The organism is Janthinobacterium sp. NKUCC08_JDC (assembly GCF_019345575.1).
GTDB classification, from domain to species: Bacteria; Pseudomonadota; Gammaproteobacteria; order Burkholderiales; family Burkholderiaceae_D; genus Janthinobacterium; species Janthinobacterium aestuarii.
In genome coordinates, this window is record NZ_JAHKQW010000007.1 from 248590 (window position 1) to 263462 (window position 14873).

At 64.6% G+C, this 14873-nt stretch carries 14 protein-coding genes and 1 pseudogene; 5 read left to right on the top strand and 10 right to left on the bottom strand.

Translation table 11 applies throughout. The features are described from left to right. Window positions 1-53 precede the first annotated feature (53 nt). Window positions 54-281, top strand: coding sequence for a hypothetical protein (locus KO538_RS18615; protein ID WP_219329284.1), 228 nt, complete (start codon window positions 54-56; stop codon window positions 279-281). 3 nt (window positions 282-284) lie between these two features. Here KO538_RS18615 and KO538_RS18620 read toward each other — a convergent pair whose 3' ends face one another. The 6 genes from KO538_RS18620 to KO538_RS18645 form a co-directional block, all read right to left on the bottom strand. Continuing rightward, entirely contained in the window at window positions 285-596 is a 312-nt protein-coding gene (locus KO538_RS18620) for a MerR family transcriptional regulator (RefSeq protein ID WP_070303663.1), read from the bottom strand. Window positions 597-599: 3 nt separating this feature from the next. Beyond that, window positions 600-1520 (bottom strand): DnaJ C-terminal domain-containing protein, encoded by a 921-nt coding sequence (locus KO538_RS18625; RefSeq protein WP_070303664.1) that lies wholly within the window; start codon window positions 1518-1520, stop codon window positions 600-602. Between the two features lie 96 nt (window positions 1521-1616). Continuing rightward, complete coding sequence (locus KO538_RS18630; protein WP_219329269.1) at window positions 1617-2297, bottom strand: beta/gamma crystallin-related protein; 681 nt, start codon at window positions 2295-2297, stop codon at window positions 1617-1619. Between the two features lie 159 nt (window positions 2298-2456). Then, window positions 2457-3452: a beta/gamma crystallin-related protein gene (locus KO538_RS18635; RefSeq protein WP_219329270.1), complete on the bottom strand. Its 996-nt coding sequence runs from the start codon at window positions 3450-3452 to the stop codon at window positions 2457-2459. 101 nt (window positions 3453-3553) lie between these two features. Beyond that, entirely contained in the window at window positions 3554-4420 is an 867-nt protein-coding gene (locus KO538_RS18640) for a beta/gamma crystallin-related protein (protein WP_072454391.1), read from the bottom strand. Window positions 4421-4599: 179 nt separating this feature from the next. Next, window positions 4600-5265, bottom strand: a complete 666-nt coding sequence (locus KO538_RS18645; protein WP_219329271.1) for a beta/gamma crystallin family protein — start codon at window positions 5263-5265, stop codon at window positions 4600-4602. Between the two features lie 189 nt (window positions 5266-5454). Between KO538_RS18645 and KO538_RS18650 the strand changes: the two genes are divergently transcribed. The 3 genes from KO538_RS18650 (at window position 5455) to KO538_RS18660 (ending at window position 10105) form a co-directional block, all read left to right on the top strand. Next, the gene (locus KO538_RS18650; RefSeq protein WP_219329272.1) at window positions 5455-6849 is read left to right on the top strand and encodes an MATE family efflux transporter; all 1395 of its coding nucleotides are present in this window, start codon (window positions 5455-5457) and stop codon (window positions 6847-6849) included. Window positions 6850-6866: 17 nt separating this feature from the next. Continuing rightward, on the top strand, window positions 6867-7706 hold the full coding sequence (locus tag KO538_RS18655) for a PhzF family phenazine biosynthesis protein (RefSeq protein ID WP_219329273.1): 840 nt from the start codon (window positions 6867-6869) through the stop codon (window positions 7704-7706). Window positions 7707-7897: 191 nt separating this feature from the next. Continuing rightward, window positions 7898-10105, top strand: coding sequence for a S9 family peptidase (locus KO538_RS18660; RefSeq protein ID WP_219329274.1), 2208 nt, complete (start codon window positions 7898-7900; stop codon window positions 10103-10105). A gap of 70 nt (window positions 10106-10175) precedes the next feature. Here the strand turns inward: KO538_RS18660 and KO538_RS18665 are convergent, their stop codons facing one another. The 3 genes from KO538_RS18665 to KO538_RS18675 form a co-directional block, all read right to left on the bottom strand. Next, window positions 10176-10361, bottom strand: a complete 186-nt coding sequence (locus KO538_RS18665; RefSeq protein WP_034759763.1) for a CsbD family protein — start codon at window positions 10359-10361, stop codon at window positions 10176-10178. Between the two features lie 175 nt (window positions 10362-10536). Beyond that, window positions 10537-11181: a methyltransferase domain-containing protein gene (locus tag KO538_RS18670; RefSeq protein WP_070303700.1), complete on the bottom strand. Its 645-nt coding sequence runs from the start codon at window positions 11179-11181 to the stop codon at window positions 10537-10539. Between the two features lie 70 nt (window positions 11182-11251). Beyond that, a complete protein-coding gene (locus tag KO538_RS18675) occupies window positions 11252-13336 on the bottom strand; it encodes a M13 family metallopeptidase (protein WP_257620439.1) in 2085 nt (694 codons plus the stop codon). A gap of 289 nt (window positions 13337-13625) precedes the next feature. Here KO538_RS18675 and KO538_RS18680 point away from each other — a divergent pair, with 289 nt between their 5' ends. Further along, window positions 13626-13877 carry a flagellar protein FliT gene (locus KO538_RS18680; protein WP_307788907.1) on the top strand — a complete coding sequence of 84 codons (252 nt, stop codon included), beginning with the start codon at window positions 13626-13628 and terminating at the stop codon, window positions 13875-13877. A 415-nt stretch (window positions 13878-14292) separates the two neighbouring features. Here KO538_RS18680 and KO538_RS18685 read toward each other — a convergent pair. Further along, window positions 14293-14873 (bottom strand): annotated as a pseudogene (locus KO538_RS18685) (hypothetical protein); the annotation flags it as partial.

Consider the following 14873-nt stretch of genomic DNA (forward strand, 5'->3'; position numbering starts at 1 on the left):
TTGCCCCGACGGGTCTGACCCCGAATTCAGATACAACCTTGAAGAGACTCACCATGGCCGGCATCGACGACTTCGTCAACAAACAAAAACCTGGCGCGCGTTTCGTCATCACGGCGCAGATGCTGCGCATGACACCGCAGCAGTTCGACTCGCTGGCGCAGGAGTGGATGGAAGACGGCGGCCCTGGCTTCGACGTGGCCGGCATACCGCACCGCGTCGTCGTCGACGGGCAGTTCTATATCGGCAGGATCACCGTGCAGCGGCACGGCGAGCCTGCCTGAGGACTACTCGACGCCCAGCACGTGCAGGCGCCGGCGCAGGCGCGCCACTTCTTCCGACAGGTCGACCACCAGCGCGGCCAGTTCGGCGTTCGCGTCGAACACGGATTCGATTTCATGCAGGCGGCGCGCACGCACCAGGTCCAGACTCGTGAAGCGCCAGGCCGTCAGCTGGCCCGCCGGCGGGCCGTCCTGCAGCAGCACACCCGTCCGCACGTGCTGCACCACCCAGTCCGGCTCCACGGCGCAGGCGCGCGCCAGCTCTTCCAGGCTCAGGGCACGGTCTTCCAGCAATTCGCCAATTACCTTGTTTGTCATGATTTAGCCTCCCAGCTTCTGGCGTGGATTGAAAGCCATCTCGCGCGCCATGGTTGCATACAGTTCGCGCGCCTTGTCGTCGTTCGCCGGCGGCAGCACCACTTCCAGCAGCAGATACAGGTCGCCCGGCTGGGCAGCGGGAATGCCGCGTCCCTTCAGGCGCAGCTTGCGCCCCGTCTGCGAATTGGGCGGCACGGTGACGGTCACCGTGCCCGATGGCGTGGGCACGTCGATGTCGCCGCCCAGCGCCGCTTCCCATGGCGTGACGGGCACCGTCTCGAAGACGTCGCGCCCTTCCACCTTGTAGCGCGCATCGGGACGGAAGCGGATTTCCAGGTATAAATCGCCGGCGGGCGCGCCGCCGCTGCCGGGATTGCCCTGCCCCTTCATGCGCAGCTGCTGCCCTTCCGTGACGCCTTTCGGTATCGTCACTTCCAGGGTGCGCTCGCGCGTCACCACGTGGCCTTGCGCATCCGCTTCGGGCACGCGCATGACGATGTGGCGCTTGGCGCCCTGGTAGCTGTCTTGCAGGTCGATGGTGATGGCGGCGTGGCTGTCCTCGCCCTGCATCTGGAAGGTGCTGTTGGCGCGGCGCCGTCCGCCCACGTGGGCGAACAGGTCGGCAAAGAAATCGCTGTCGTCGGCGCCCGACGATTCGTAACCGGCACCCCAGTCCGGCGGCGGCCGGAATGGCTGGCCTTGCGCGCCCTGGTTGCGGCCCAGTTCATCGTAGGCGGCGCGCTTTTCCGCGTCGCCAAGCACGCCGTAGGCCTCGTTGAGGGCCTTGGTGCGCTTGTCGGCGTCCGGCTCCTTGCTCACGTCGGGATGGTATTTGCGCACCAGCTTGCGGTACGCTTTCTTGATATCGGCCTCGGACGCCGTCTTCTCGACGCCAAGTTCCTTGTAGTAGTCCTTGTATTCCACCGTGCCTGCTCCCCATGGTTGAAGTGCCTATGGGAAGAGTACACGAATTGGTCAAAGGACAGCGTGCGCACAATACAGCGCCGCCCGGCGGCGGGATCAGCGCACGCGGCGCACCGAAGAAATGCGGCGCTCGAGGCCACCGTGCAGGCGGCCGTAGCTGCCTGGCCCCATCACCACGCAGCGGCCGCGGAAGTTGGCGTCGACGCAGAATTCCCAGCGGCCGTAATTGACGACGACCGATTCGGCGCGGTCATTGAAACCATAGCGGCTCAAGTCGTGCACTTCGCGGTCCAGGCGCACGGGGCGGCCGCGCATGCCGGCGTCGGGGAACAGCAGCACGGCGCCATTCGCGTCGGGACGGTGGCCGCCGCCGTGGCCCGGATAACCGGGATAGGGGCGCTCCGGCTCAGGACGCGGGGGGCGCGGCGGATACGGTCGGTGGTCGCCGCCGCCATGGCCCGGGCGGCCCACTTCGCGCACGGAGGAAACGGCGTCGTTCATGCCCGGCATGCTGCCGTAGCGGCCAGGTCCGAAGGTACGGCAGTTGCCCCGGTAATTGGCGTCCTTGCACACCTCCCACGTGCCCGAGCGCACGATGATGCTCGAGGCCTTGTCGTTAAAGCCCATGCGCGAAAGGTCGCCCGTGTCGTAACGCAGGGTCACGGGACGGCCGCGGAAACCGGCGTCCTCGAACAGGGTGATTTCGCCCGCGGATGCGGCAAGCGGGGCGAGCAAGGTGGCGGCGCACAACAGCGCGGGCCGGAAAGATAAAACCATGACAACTCCAATACTGATGACATTTTCGCCAGTGTAGACCAGGCGGCAGGCGGCGAGTGTAACAAAGGGCAAGCAAATGTCAGCGCACGGCAGCGAATGTAAAAACCGCCTGGCGGGATGAACTCGGCAGGCGGCGTGTCAACGCGGCGCAGGAAGGAATCAGCGTACGCGGCGCAGCGAGGAAATCTGGTTTTCCATGGCGTTCAGGCGGCCGTATTCGCCCGGCCCGATCACTTCGCAGCGGCCATGGAAGTTCGAATCGCTGCACACTTCCCACTGGCCATCATTGACGACGATGGACGAGGCGCGGTCGTTGAAGTTGTAGCGCACCAGGTCTTCCGCATTGCGGTCCAGCGCCAGCGGTTCGCCGCGCATGCCCGCTTCGGGGAACAGCAGCACGGCGCCGCGCTGCTGGTACTGCGGCTGCTGGTATTGCGGATATTGCGGCTGATCGTACTGCGGCCGCTGGTACTGGTTATCGTACTGCTGCTGGCGGCGCGCTTCGCGCTCGTCGACCATGCGCGCCGACGAGACGCGCCCATCGAGGCCGCGTCCCAGGTCGTCGTGGCGGCCAGGGCCGAAGATGCGGCATACGCCGTTGTAGTTCGAATCGCTGCACAGCTGCCAGTAGCCGTTATAGATGACGATGCTGCTGGTGCGGTCGTTGAAACCGATATTGACGAAATCGTCCGTGTCGCGGTTCAGGCGTGCCGAGCCGCCATTCTGGCCCGCGCCCGAATACACTTCCAGGGTGCCGCCACGGCCATAGCCGCCGCCATGGCCCCGGTCGGGATCGCGTCCGGGACGCCCCGGGTTGTAGCCATCGCCGCGCCCCGATTCGCGCACCGAACTGATGGCGTCGTTCATGCCCGGCATCGAGCGGTATTCGCCCGGCCCCAGGGTGCGGCAATTGCCGCGGAAACCGGCATCGGTACACACGTCCCAGGTACCCGAACGCACCAGGATGCTCGACGCCTTGTCGTTGAAGCCCATGCGCGACAGATCGTCCGTCGCCTCGCGCAGGTTCACTGCGCGGCCACGCAGATCAACGTCTTCGAACAAGGTGATATCGCCCGCATGGGCGGCCGCATGGGCCCCCAGCGAGAGCAGCAAGGTGGCCGCGCATGCCAGCGTGTGTTTGAAAGGGCCCGTCATGATTAACTCCATTCTTCATTCTTTGGTGATGATTTGCCTGGCAAAACGCCAGGATGCCATTGTAACAAGTGCCAGCCCGCAGGGAAGGTCTGGTCGCGCGTTCAGTACAGGCGGCGCAGCGAGGAAATGCGCTTGTCGAGCGCCGTGTCCAGCACTTCATACCTGCCCGGCCCCATGCGCTCGCAGGTGCCGTTGAACTGCGAGTTGGTGCAGACTTCCCAGGTGCCTTCGTTGATGGCGATGGATTCGGCCTGGTCGTTGAAGTTCAGGAGCACCAAGTCGCTGACGTCGCGGTTCACCTGCAGCCCCCGCCCCTTGAGGAACGCGCGGCCATACAGCACCACCAGGCCCTCGTCATTTTGCGGACGGTTCTCCTCGCGCGGATCGACCAGGCGCGCCGACGACACGCGCCCATTCAGGCTGCCCAGGTCATCGTGGCTGCCAGGCCCGAATACGCGGCAGCTGCCATGGTAGTTGGAATCGCTGCACAGCTGCCAGTAGCCGTACTCGACGCGCGCGCTGCTGGCGCGGTCGTTGAAGCCGATGTCGACCAGGTCGTCGCGGTCCGCATTCACGCCGGCCGACGCGCCGCGCTGGCCGCGGTCGGCGAACAGCTCCAACGCCGCGCGGCGTCCGCTACCGCTGCCCTGCCCGGCGCCGATTTCGCGCACGGATGAAATTTTATCGTTCATGCCCGGCATCGAGCGGTAGTCGCCCCTTTCCAGGGTCTTGCAATCGCCCTTGAAATCGCCATGCGTGCACACTTCCCAGCTGCCCGAATCGACCTGGATGCTCGAGACGGTGTCATTGAAATTGACGCGCGACAGGTCGTCCGTCGTATCGCGCAAGACCACGACCCTTCCCTTGAAATTGTCATCGGTGTACAGGCGGATCTCGCCGGCCTGCGCCGCGAGATGGACAAACAGCGAACTGGCGCACAGCAGAGCAAAGGCGAACGGGCGATTCATGGGAAGGTCTCCGGTGGCGGCAAAGGCAAGTGATCGACATGACAACTGATGTCAGTGTAGCCATCCGTAGAAAAAACGGTGTAACAAAGTATGGGAAAAGCACAATAAATTGTTACCAAAAGCAATAGCCGGCCCCGCACGAACCGGTTATTGCAATTTGAGGGACTAACTGACCCGCATCAGCGCACTTCGCGCACCGACGAGATGCGGTTGCTCATGCGTTCCAGGCTCGCGTACTCGCCCGGTTCCAAGGTACGGCAGCGGCCACGGAAGCCCACGTCCTCGCACACTTCCCAATAGCCGGAGCGCACGCGCACGCTTTGCACCGTGTCGTTGAAGTCGCGCTCGCGCAAGTCGGCTGAAGCGTTGCGCACGCTCAAGCTGCGGCCGGCGAAATCGTCGCGCGTATAGAAGGTCAGTTCGCCGCCCAGCGAGCGCCCTGGCAAATGGCCGTGCTCGCGCTCGCGTTCCCAGCGGCCGTCCCGGTCTCGCCCACGGTCACGACCGCGGCCCGGATGCCCATCCCAGCCGCCGCGCACTTCGCGCAGCGATGTGATCTTGTTGGCGCGGTCGTCGAGCGACGGATACTCGCCCGCCTCGAGCAGGAAACAGGCGCCGCGGAAATCGGCTTCCTCGCACGCTTCCCAGCGGCCCGAGCGCACGCGGATGCTTTGCGTCGTGTCGTTGAAACGGACGTCTTCCAGGTCGGCGACGGCATCGCGCACGGTCTGCGAGCGGCCGTGATAGTCGTCGCGCGAATACAGGGTCAGTTCGCCGGCGCCGGCCAGTTCGGCCGTCATGGCGGCGCCCAGCAACAGGGCGCAGTTCAGGGTGTGTCTCAGCATGGTCTTGCTCCATAGTCAGGGTACTGCGGTTGACTATTTGGTCATTTTGCCAAATAGAGCGCGCAGTCTATCCGCGACTGGCCCACTTAGCTGTAACAAATGATTACCGTGCCCAAACGCCCTGGGCGCCACGGCGGACAAGCACGGCGAATGCCGGTAGAATCTTGTGTTTAGTCAAGCTTTCCGCCCATGCCACACACTACCTCGTTCACCCTGCCCGCCATCCGCACTGAAGTCTCGTCGCTGTGGAAGCTGGCCTGGCCCATCCTGATCGGCCAGCTGGCCACCGTCGGCATGGGCGCGGCCGACGTGGCGATGACGGGCCACACGAACCCCGAGGAACTGGCGGCCGTGTCGCTGGGTGCGGCCATCTGGTCCATCGTGCTCGTCACCGTGAGCGGCATCATGATGGCGATCAATACCCTGGTGGCGCATGAAATCGGCGCCGCGCGCCACGACCGGGTGCCGCACATCGTGCGCCAGTCGCTGTGGAAGGCGCTGCTCGTGGGCCTGGTCGCCTGTCTGCTGACGAACATGGCGGCGCTCGTGTTCGACCATCTGATGCTGGAACCGGCCGTGGCAGCCAAGGCCAAGCTGTTCGTGCACATCATCAGCTGCGCGCTGCCGCCGTTCGCCGCCTACCGCGCGCTGTACGGCTACAGCACCAGCATCAACCAGACCAAGCCCGTGATGGTGATCGCGCTGGCCGCGCTGGCGCTGAACATTTTCGTCAACTACCTGCTGATCTACGGCCACTGGGGCATGCCGAAGCTCGGCGGCGTGGGCTGCGCCGTGGCCACCACCTGCTGCGTGTGGATGATGTTGCTGGCCATGCTGGCCTGGATTAGGATCGCGCCCGCCTACCGCGCCACGTATCCATTCACGCACTGGGAATGGCCGCAGCTGTCGTCCATCGGCCCCATGCTGCGCCTGGGCCTGCCCATCGGCGTCACCTACTTTGCCGAAGTGAGCGCCTTTGGCGTCATCAGCCTGCTGGTGGCGCGCTTCGGCGTGATCCAGGTGTCGGCGCACCAGATTGCCCTGAATTTCTCGTCCGTCGTCTTCATGGTGCCGCTCACGTTCGGCATCGCGCTCGTCACGCGCGTGGGCCATGCCGTGGGCGAAGCCAATTTGCGCAAGGCCCGTTTCATTTCGTGGGTGGGCGTGGCCATGTCGCTGACGGCCGCCATCGTCTCGGCCGCCGTCATCACCCTCTTCCGCCACCAGATCGCGCAAGCCTACACGTCCGACCCGCAAGTGCAGGCGCTGTGCGCGCAGCTGCTGCTGTTCGCCGCCCTGTTCCAGCTATCCGACGCGACGCAGGTGGCCACGTCCTGCGCCATCCGCGGCTACAAGGTGACGCGCCAGCCGATGCTGATCCAGCTGCTGGCCTTCTGGGGCTTCTCGCTGCCGATCGGCTATGTACTGGGCCTCGCGCCGGCTGGCTTCATCTGGTCGCCGGCCGAACCGATGGCCGCCGCCGGTTTCTGGATCGGCCTCGTCACGGGCTTGACGGTGGCCGCCGTGCTGCTGACCTGGTATCTGAACCGGCTGTCGCTGCAGCGCCTGCGCGCGGTGCCATAACTTTCAAGGAATTCGCCATGCCGCAGCCGCGCCCCTTCAAGCAAGTCGATGTGTTCAGCAGCCTGCCTTTCATGGGCAATCCGCTGGCCGTGGTGCTCGACGCCGACGGCCTCGATACCGCGCAGATGCAGGCGATCGCGCGCTGGACGGGCCTGTCGGAAACCACCTTCGTGCTGGCGCCGCGCGATCCGGCAGCCGACTACCGCGTGCGGATTTTTTCGCCCGAGATGGAATTCCCGTTCGCCGGCCACCCGACCCTGGGCACGGCGCATGCCCTGCTCGACTCGGGCATGCAGCCGAAAGGCGCGCGCATCGTGCAGGAATGCGGCGTCGGCCTCGTGCAGATCGAGCGGCAGGCGGGCGGCGTGCTGGCGTTCCAGGCGCCGCCGTGCACGGCGCGCGCGCTCAAACCCACTCTGCTGCCGCTGCTGCAAACCGCGCTGGGCGGCACGCCCGCCGCTGCCGGCACCGTCGTCGACATGGGCATCCGCTGGCTGTGCGTACCGCTGGCAAGCGCCGCCGCCTGCCTGGCCGTGCGCGCCGATATCGCATCGCTGACGGCCTTGCTGGCCGCAGCCGGAGCGGACGGCCTGGCGCTGTACGGCCCGCACGCTGCGGGCGGGCCGGCTGATTACGAAGTGCGCGCGCTGCTCAGCGAACATGGCGCGCTGGTGGAAGACCCCGTCACGGGCAGTGCCAACGCCTGCATCGCGCAGCTGCTGGCCGGTGGCGACTACTGCGTCCGCCAGGGCACCTGCCTGCAGCGCGACGGCCGCGTGTCCGTCAGCTTCCGCGATGGCCACGCCTGGATAGGCGGCGCCTGCCTGAGCGTCGTCACGGGGTCGATATTGGCCTGAACCGGGCAAAGCGCCATCGAATGGATGGTGCCTGGATATTTTTCACGAAGGAAATACGGCAGGCACGCCCATATTCCGTGGCCGGGGCTATCGCATAAAGAGGCACGCTCTGGTATCGTCTTACGCTTAGGCAACGCTCAAGTTCGCCTTTGCATGCAGTGCCCTTCATCCTTCCAACTACCGAGACATCCATGCGTTTTATTCTTTGTTTTCTGGCCGCGATGGCCAGCGTTCCCGCATCGGCTGAAAAGCTGACCCTGGAACGCATCCACGCCGATCCGGCGCTGGCCGGCCCCGGCGTGCGCAACCTGAAGGTCTCGCCCGACGGCGAGCGCGTCACGTTCCTGCGCGGCCGCGCCGACAACCAGTTCCAGCTCGACCTGTGGGAATTCAAGCTGAAGGACAAGAGCACGCACCGCCTGGTCGACTCGAAGGCGCTGGTGCCGAATGAAACGATTTCGCCCGAAGAGCAGGCGCGCCGCGAACGCGAGCGCACGGCCAGCCTGAACGGCATTCTCAGCTACAGCTGGTCGCCCGACGGCAAGCAGCTGCTGGTGCCGCTGGCCGGCAATCTGTACCTGGTCGACGCGGCCCATCCGGACAAGGCGCGCCTGGTCGCCAAGGGCAATGTGCTCGACCCGAAAATCTCGCCGAAAGGCCGCTACGTCTCGTTCGTGCGCGACCAGAACATCTATGTGATCGACCTGAAGTCGGGCCAGGAACGCCAACTGACGACCGATGGCAAGGGCACGATACGCAACGGCGAAGCCGAATTCGTGGCGCAGGAAGAAATGGGCCAGCGCACCGGCTACTACTGGGCCCCGGACGATTCCGCCATCGCCTACAAACGCTATGACGAAGCGCCGGTGCCCGTCGTGCGCCGCTTTGAAATCTTCGCCGACCGCACGGACGTCGTCGAGCAGCGCTACCCTGCCGCCGGCGATCCGAACGTGTTGGTGCAGCTGCTGATCGTCTCGCCGGAAACGGGCGTGCAGCGCCAGGTGGATCTGGGTACGAACCCGGACATCTACCTGGTGCGCGCCGACTGGAGCGCGGACAGCAAGTCGCTCGTGTACCAGCGCCAGTCGCGCGACCAGAAGACCCTCGACCTGGTTGCCGTCGATGCCGGTACTTTGGCACAGCGCACCCTGCTGACGGAAACGTCAACAACCTGGGTCAGCATCCATGACGACCTGCGCTTCCTGTCGAACGGCACCTTCCTGTGGTCGTCCGAACGCACGGGCCGCAACCATCTGTATTTGTACGACATGAGCGGCAAGCTGCTGCACCCGGTCACTTCCGGCGAATGGGGCATCGACAGCGTGCTGGCCGTGAACCAGAAGACGGGTAAAGTATTCGTCGCGTCGAACCGCGACGCCGTGATCGACAAGCAGACCTACGCGCTGGCGCTCGATGGCAGCACGGCCGACAAGCCGCAGCGCGTGACGAAAGCCGATGGCTGGCACGACACGACGTTCTCGCGCAATGGCGAAGTCTTCGTCGACACGTATTCCGACCCGGCCACGCCGCCGCAGGTGAGCATCCGCCGTCCTGACGGCGCCATGGTGGGCTGGCTGGAAGAAAACGCGCTGAATGCCAGTCACCCGTACGCCAAATACAAGGCGGACCACCTGCCGACCGAATACGGCACCCTGAAGGCCAACGATGGCCAGACGCTGTATTACTCCATCGTCAAGCCGTCGAACTTCGACGCAAGCAAGCGCTACCCCGTCTACCTGTCGACGTATGGCGGCCCGCACTCGCAGCACGTGGCGCGCCGCTGGGGCAACAACTTCGACCAGTACATGGCGCAGCAGGGCTTTGTCGTCTTCCGCCTCGATAACCGCGGTTCGTCGCGCCGCGAGCGCGCGTTCACGGACGCCATCTATCACAACCTGGGCGCGGCCGAAGTGGCCGACCAACTGGTCGGCATCGACTGGCTGGGCAAGCAAAGCTTCGTCGATGCCAAACGCATCGGCGTATTCGGCTGGAGCTACGGCGGCTTCATGACCCTGCGCCTGCTGTCGGCAGCGTCCGACAAGATCGCCATGGGCGTCTCGGTAGCGCCCGTGACCGACTGGTCGCTGTACGACACCCACTACACGGAGCAATTCCTCGGCATGCCGAAGGAAAACGTCGATGGCTACAAGGCCAGCACCGTGTTCGCCCACCTCGACGGCCTGAAGTCGCCGCTGCTGCTGGTGCACGGCATGGCCGACGACAACGTCTTGTTCAGCAACAGCACGCGTTTGATCGACGCGCTCGTGAACCGCGGCGTGCAGTTCGACCTGATGACGTACCCGGGCGCCAAGCACGGCATCTCGTCGCGCGCGGGCCAGCGCCACGTGTACAAGAAAATCGAGATGTTCTTCAAGCAGAACCTGGGCGTAGCGAAGTAAAGCGCACCCGCAAATGAAAACCGCCGCCTGTCTCGCGACAGGCGGCGGTTTTTTTTATGCGTGCGTCAGATTACGGCTTGCGCGTGACGGTTTCGACCGCATCCTTGACGTCGCCAACCTTCTTCTGCACTTTGCCTTCGACCTGGTTTGCCAGGCCCTTGGCTTGCTGTTCTTCGCTGCCGACGACCTTGCCAGCGGCTTCCTGGATTTTACCGCCGACTTCCTTCAGTTTACCTTCGACTTGATCTTTGTTCATGATAAATCCTCACTGTAGTTGGTACATCTGTTGTCCTGCCCCGAAGGGCCGGTACTGCGGCTCACACGCCGTTGCAAACTGCTTGCTGCGTGTCGATGTGTCCATACTACGCTTGAGGTTGCAAAAACTATGTACGGTCCCTAACACATGCCAAAAATCAGCTAATGACGCGAAATCAGCCTGCTTTGCGCCACACGGTGGCCAGCCAAGGCTGCTGCTCGCGCGGCAAGCCGTGCGGACGGTAGTACTGCTCGACCAGGCTGAATCCGGCCGCCTGCACGTACGCGGCCCATGTCGCTTCGTCGTGGTAGCTGCCGTAGCGCGCGCCGTTCCAGCCTTCCTGGTTCTGCCCGCGCGGATTCGAGCTGAACAGCACGCCGCCCGGTTTCAGGCACGCGTACAAGGCGCGCAGCACGCCGGGCAGGACGGCGCTGGGCACGTGGAACAGCACGGCATTCGCGAACACGCCGTCGAACTGCGCGGCAGGCAAGTCGAGGTCGACGAAATCCTGCTGCCATACGGTGCAGCCGCTGTAAGCGCGCGCCATCTCGACGAAGCGGGCGCTGCCGTCGACACCGGTGGCATGGTGGCCCATGGCCGTGAACGCTTTCAGATCGCGGCCCGGGCCGCAGCCGAGGTCGAGAATCTCCACAGGCGCCGGACGGCCGATGGCGTTCAGCAGCGCACTGATATTCTGGCTGACGTCGTGGTCGCGCGTGCCTTCGAAAAACTGCTCGGCGCTGGCGTCGTAATGGGCCAGGGTGCGTTCGGTGATGGCGTGGATGGGGTCTTGCTGATCTTGCGGTGGGGTCGGCTTCATGGCGGTCCTGTCGATATGTTCCGCCATTTTACGGTGCCGGCGCCCTGTGCGCCGGCACCGTCACCATTTGCTACCAGACGCGCACGCGCTGTTCGGGTGCCAGGTACAGTTGCTGCCCCGGCTTGACGTCGAAGGCCGGGTACCAGGCGTCGAGGTTGCGCACGGTGGCGGCGCGGTATTGCGCCGGCGCATGGCCATCCGTGAGGATTTGCTGGCGCGCCGCCGCTTCGCGCGCCTTGCTGCGCCAACTGACGCAATAACCGGTGAAGAAGTCGCGGTCCGCGCCCGGCTGCGCCGGCGTGCCCTGCTGCGACAGGGTGAACGCGTCATGCGCGGCCGCCACGCCGGCCAGGTCGGCCAGGTTTTCGCTCAGGGTCAGCTGGCCATTCACGGCCAGGTCGGAAAACGGCTTGTAGGCCGCGAACTGCGCCACCAGTTGCTTCGAGGCCGACTGGAAATGCGCCAGGTCGGCTGGCGTCCACCAGTCGCGCAGCTTGCCCTGGGCGTCGAACTGCGCACCCTGGTCGTCAAAACTGTGGCTGATCTCGTGGCCGATGGTGGCGCCGATGCCGCCGTAGTTGGCCGCGTCGGACGCTGCCGGATCGAAGAATGGCGGCTGCAGGATGGCGGCCGGGAAGTTCAGCGCATTTTGCAGCGGCAGGTTGACGGCGTTGACCAGCTGCGCCGGCATGGCCCAGGCCTTGCGGTCGGGAGACTGGCCCAGCTTGGCCAGCTCCTGCCGGTAATGGAACTGTTCCGCCCGCTGCACATTGCCCAGCGCATCGCCGCGCACCACGCGCAAACCCGCATAATTTTCCCAGCGCTCCGGATAGCCGACGCCCACGTACAGGGTCTTGAGTTTTTCCTGCGCCTGCGCCTTGGTGGCGGGCGCCATCCAGTCGAGCTTGTCGATGCGGCGCGAGAAGGCGGCGACGATATTCGTCACCATCTCCTGCACGCGCGCTTTCGATTCAGGCGGGAAATAGCGTTCCACGTAGAGCTTGCCGACGGCGTCGCTCAAGGCCGCATTCGTCGCGGCCAGCGCGCGCTTGCTGCGCAGCGACTGCTGCGGCGTGCCGCTCAGGGCGCTGCCATAGAAAGCAAAGCGCTGGTCGGCGGCCGCCTTCGGCAAGGTCGTGCTGAAATGGTTGATCGCGTGGAAAGCCAGAAAATCTTTCCATGTGGCCAGCGGCACGCTAGCCACCAGGGCCGCGCTGCCCGTCATGGCCGTCGGATGCCAGACGATGAAATCCGTCTGCTGGCCCAGGCCGGCCGCCTGGAAGAAGGCTTTCCAGTCCAGGCCAGGCGCCTTGCTGGCGAAGTCGGCGGCGCGCCACGGATTATTGCCCTTGGCGACATCGGCCGAATCCTCGCGGCTGGCGTGACTGGCGGCAATTTGCTGCTCCAGCGCAAATACGCGCGCGGCCCGGGCCGGCGCATCGCTGTAGCCGGCCTGCTTGAGCATGGCGGCGATATGCGCCTGGTAGCCTGCGCGCAAGCCCTGCATGCGGGCGCTGTCGCTCAGGTAAAAGGCGCGGTCGGGCAAGCCCAGTCCGCCCTGCAGCAGATAGGCGACATTGCGCGTGGTGTCGTTCAAATCCTGCGCCACCCACAGGCCGAACAGGTTTTCCGTATAAAAATTGGTGGAATTGAGCGGGTCGACATCGGCGCGCAGGCTTTCGCCCAGCGCGCGGGCCAGTCCTGCCTGGTCGCGTATGCCATCGATCTTCTTCAGCAACGGCTTGATCGGCGCCCAGCCCTTCGCTTCGATAGCCGCTTCGTCGATCCAGGAACGGTAAAAATCGCTGACCTGGCGCGCGGAGGCATCGGCCTGTGGCACCGCCGCCAGGCCTTCGACGAGGCCGATGATGCGTTCGTTGGTGGCGTTGGCGAGGATGGCGAACGAGCCCCAGCTGCTGCGGTCGGCGGGAATCTCCGTGCTGCGCAGCCAGTCGCCATTCACGTAATCATAGAAATCGTCGCCGGGCAAGACCGCCGTGGGCGCCGCCATCGCGGCGGCGGGACTGGCGGCCGCCTCCTGTCCATGCGCGTGGACGGCGCCCCCGGCCAGCGCGATGCCGGACAGGGCCAGCACCATGGCGCGCTTGCGCCAGGAAGCAGGGAAAGAGGAAGCGGCAGCAGTGGCAACGCGCATGGTGATCCTTTCAGGCAAAGTAACGACAGTAGTGTGCAAAATCATAACGCGTTTTGAGGCGCCGCAACACACTCCCCTGCCACCGCGACGCCAGCAGACATGCGGCTTGGCGGGCGATGTCGGCAGCAGCCAAGCAATCATCTAAATTATTTTCACTTTTTTTTCAAAAATACCCTCAAGTTCCGCTTGGACCTGCCGTTAATCTGGACAAGCGGTAATCCATTCACTAGTTACGGGTGTGCTCATGACCTCCAACGACGTTCTTTCGATGTATGAAAATATTGCAGGAATGACCAATAAAATGGTCGTGGCCGCACGTTCGAGCGACTGGGATGGCCTGGATACCCTGGAAAACCAGTGTGCCAGCGCCGCCAGCGCGACCATGACAGGCAAGGTGCCCGCTCTGGCCGGCGCCTCGCGCCTGCGCAAGATCGACTTGCTCAAGCAAATCCTGGCCAACGACCGCGAAATCCGCGCCATCACGGAACCATGGATGACGCAACTGCCGAACGCCATGCAGGGTTCGCGCGCACGCATGTAAAGCTTGCCGCGCCAGAAACGACAAAAGCACCCGCGGGTGCTTTTTTTACGTCTGCCGCCATGCCAGCGAGCGCGCCATCTGCGGCGCCCGGAAAACAAGGAGGGGGAATTTGGAAGGCGAGCCCCAGGTATCTCCTGGCGTCGCCTCGCTGCCGGTTGCATCCGGCGTTCGCGAGCACATCGTCGGCATCGCGAACCGCTTCCAGACCCAGGCGTTTATGCAACGCTACACCTGTTTGCCGCGCCACACTATCGTTGGTGACTGCGCCAGGCTGGGGCTGTTTTGTCGTAGAGCAAGTCCACTGAATTAATCATATCACCATCTTTAAGAAATAGGCAACGCGATTGGCCGGCGTTTCCATGTATTTTTTCAATATCTTTTTTATATCAATTTTCGGCGCCGCCTTGCCATGCCTTTAACGCGAGAACGGCTCCGGTTCCGGCTCGGCCGCCCCTTCTTCCACGGCTTCCGTCAGCACGGGCACATCCTTCTTCTTGCGGCTAAACGGCTTGCGCAGCAAGACCCAGTACTTCGACGGCGCGCGCGACCCCGTCGCCTGCCTGCGCTTGCGCACGATATACACGATGACGGCCGTCAACAACAGAAAGAGCAAGGTACCGATACCGAGCCACAACAGACCGTTGCCGCCCGCCTTCTTGTCCTTGTCCGCGGCGGGCGCCGCGTGCAGTGGCTTGGGCTTGGCATGGGGCGCCTGCGCTTCGACGGGCGCGGCGGCTGGCACAGCGGTGGTGGCGGGCAGCGCCAGCGCCTTTTGCAAGTCGCCGATCTTGCCTTCCAATTCGCCGAGCTTTGCATTGAGGGCTGTGTTTTTCTCATCGAGCGCCATGCACGCTTGCGCCTGCTCCATATCGGCTTGGGGCGCGCAAGCGGCCACGGGCGCCGTGGCGCGGCGCGGCGGACGCAACACGGGAGCCATCTGAGTGGGCGCGGCGGGCGGCGGCACGAACACACGCGGCGGGCGCACGAGGCCCTCGG

Bases quoted from the DNA above. Each gene is read 5' to 3' on its own strand.
- KO538_RS18615 (WP_219329284.1), top strand. From the start codon at position 54: ATGGCCGGCATCGACGACTTCGTCAACAAACAAAAACCTGGCGCGCGT.
- KO538_RS18620 (WP_070303663.1), bottom strand. From the start codon at position 596: ATGACAAACAAGGTAATTGGCGAATTGCTGGAAGACCGTGCCCTGAGC.
- KO538_RS18630 (WP_219329269.1), bottom strand. From the start codon at position 2,297: ATGGTTTTATCTTTCCGGCCCGCGCTGTTGTGCGCCGCCACCTTGCTC.
- KO538_RS18635 (WP_219329270.1), bottom strand. From the start codon at position 3,452: ATGACGGGCCCTTTCAAACACACGCTGGCATGCGCGGCCACCTTGCTG.
- KO538_RS18640 (WP_072454391.1), bottom strand. From the start codon at position 4,420: ATGAATCGCCCGTTCGCCTTTGCTCTGCTGTGCGCCAGTTCGCTGTTT.
- KO538_RS18645 (WP_219329271.1), bottom strand. From the start codon at position 5,265: ATGCTGAGACACACCCTGAACTGCGCCCTGTTGCTGGGCGCCGCCATG.
- KO538_RS18650 (WP_219329272.1), top strand. From the start codon at position 5,455: ATGCCACACACTACCTCGTTCACCCTGCCCGCCATCCGCACTGAAGTC.
- KO538_RS18655 (WP_219329273.1), top strand. From the start codon at position 6,867: ATGCCGCAGCCGCGCCCCTTCAAGCAAGTCGATGTGTTCAGCAGCCTG.
- KO538_RS18660 (WP_219329274.1), top strand. From the start codon at position 7,898: ATGCGTTTTATTCTTTGTTTTCTGGCCGCGATGGCCAGCGTTCCCGCA.
- KO538_RS18665 (WP_034759763.1), bottom strand. From the start codon at position 10,361: ATGAACAAAGATCAAGTCGAAGGTAAACTGAAGGAAGTCGGCGGTAAA.
- KO538_RS18670 (WP_070303700.1), bottom strand. From the start codon at position 11,181: ATGAAGCCGACCCCACCGCAAGATCAGCAAGACCCCATCCACGCCATC.
- KO538_RS18675 (WP_257620439.1), bottom strand. From the start codon at position 13,336: ATGCGCGTTGCCACTGCTGCCGCTTCCTCTTTCCCTGCTTCCTGGCGC.
- KO538_RS18680 (WP_307788907.1), top strand. From the start codon at position 13,626: ATGACCAATAAAATGGTCGTGGCCGCACGTTCGAGCGACTGGGATGGC.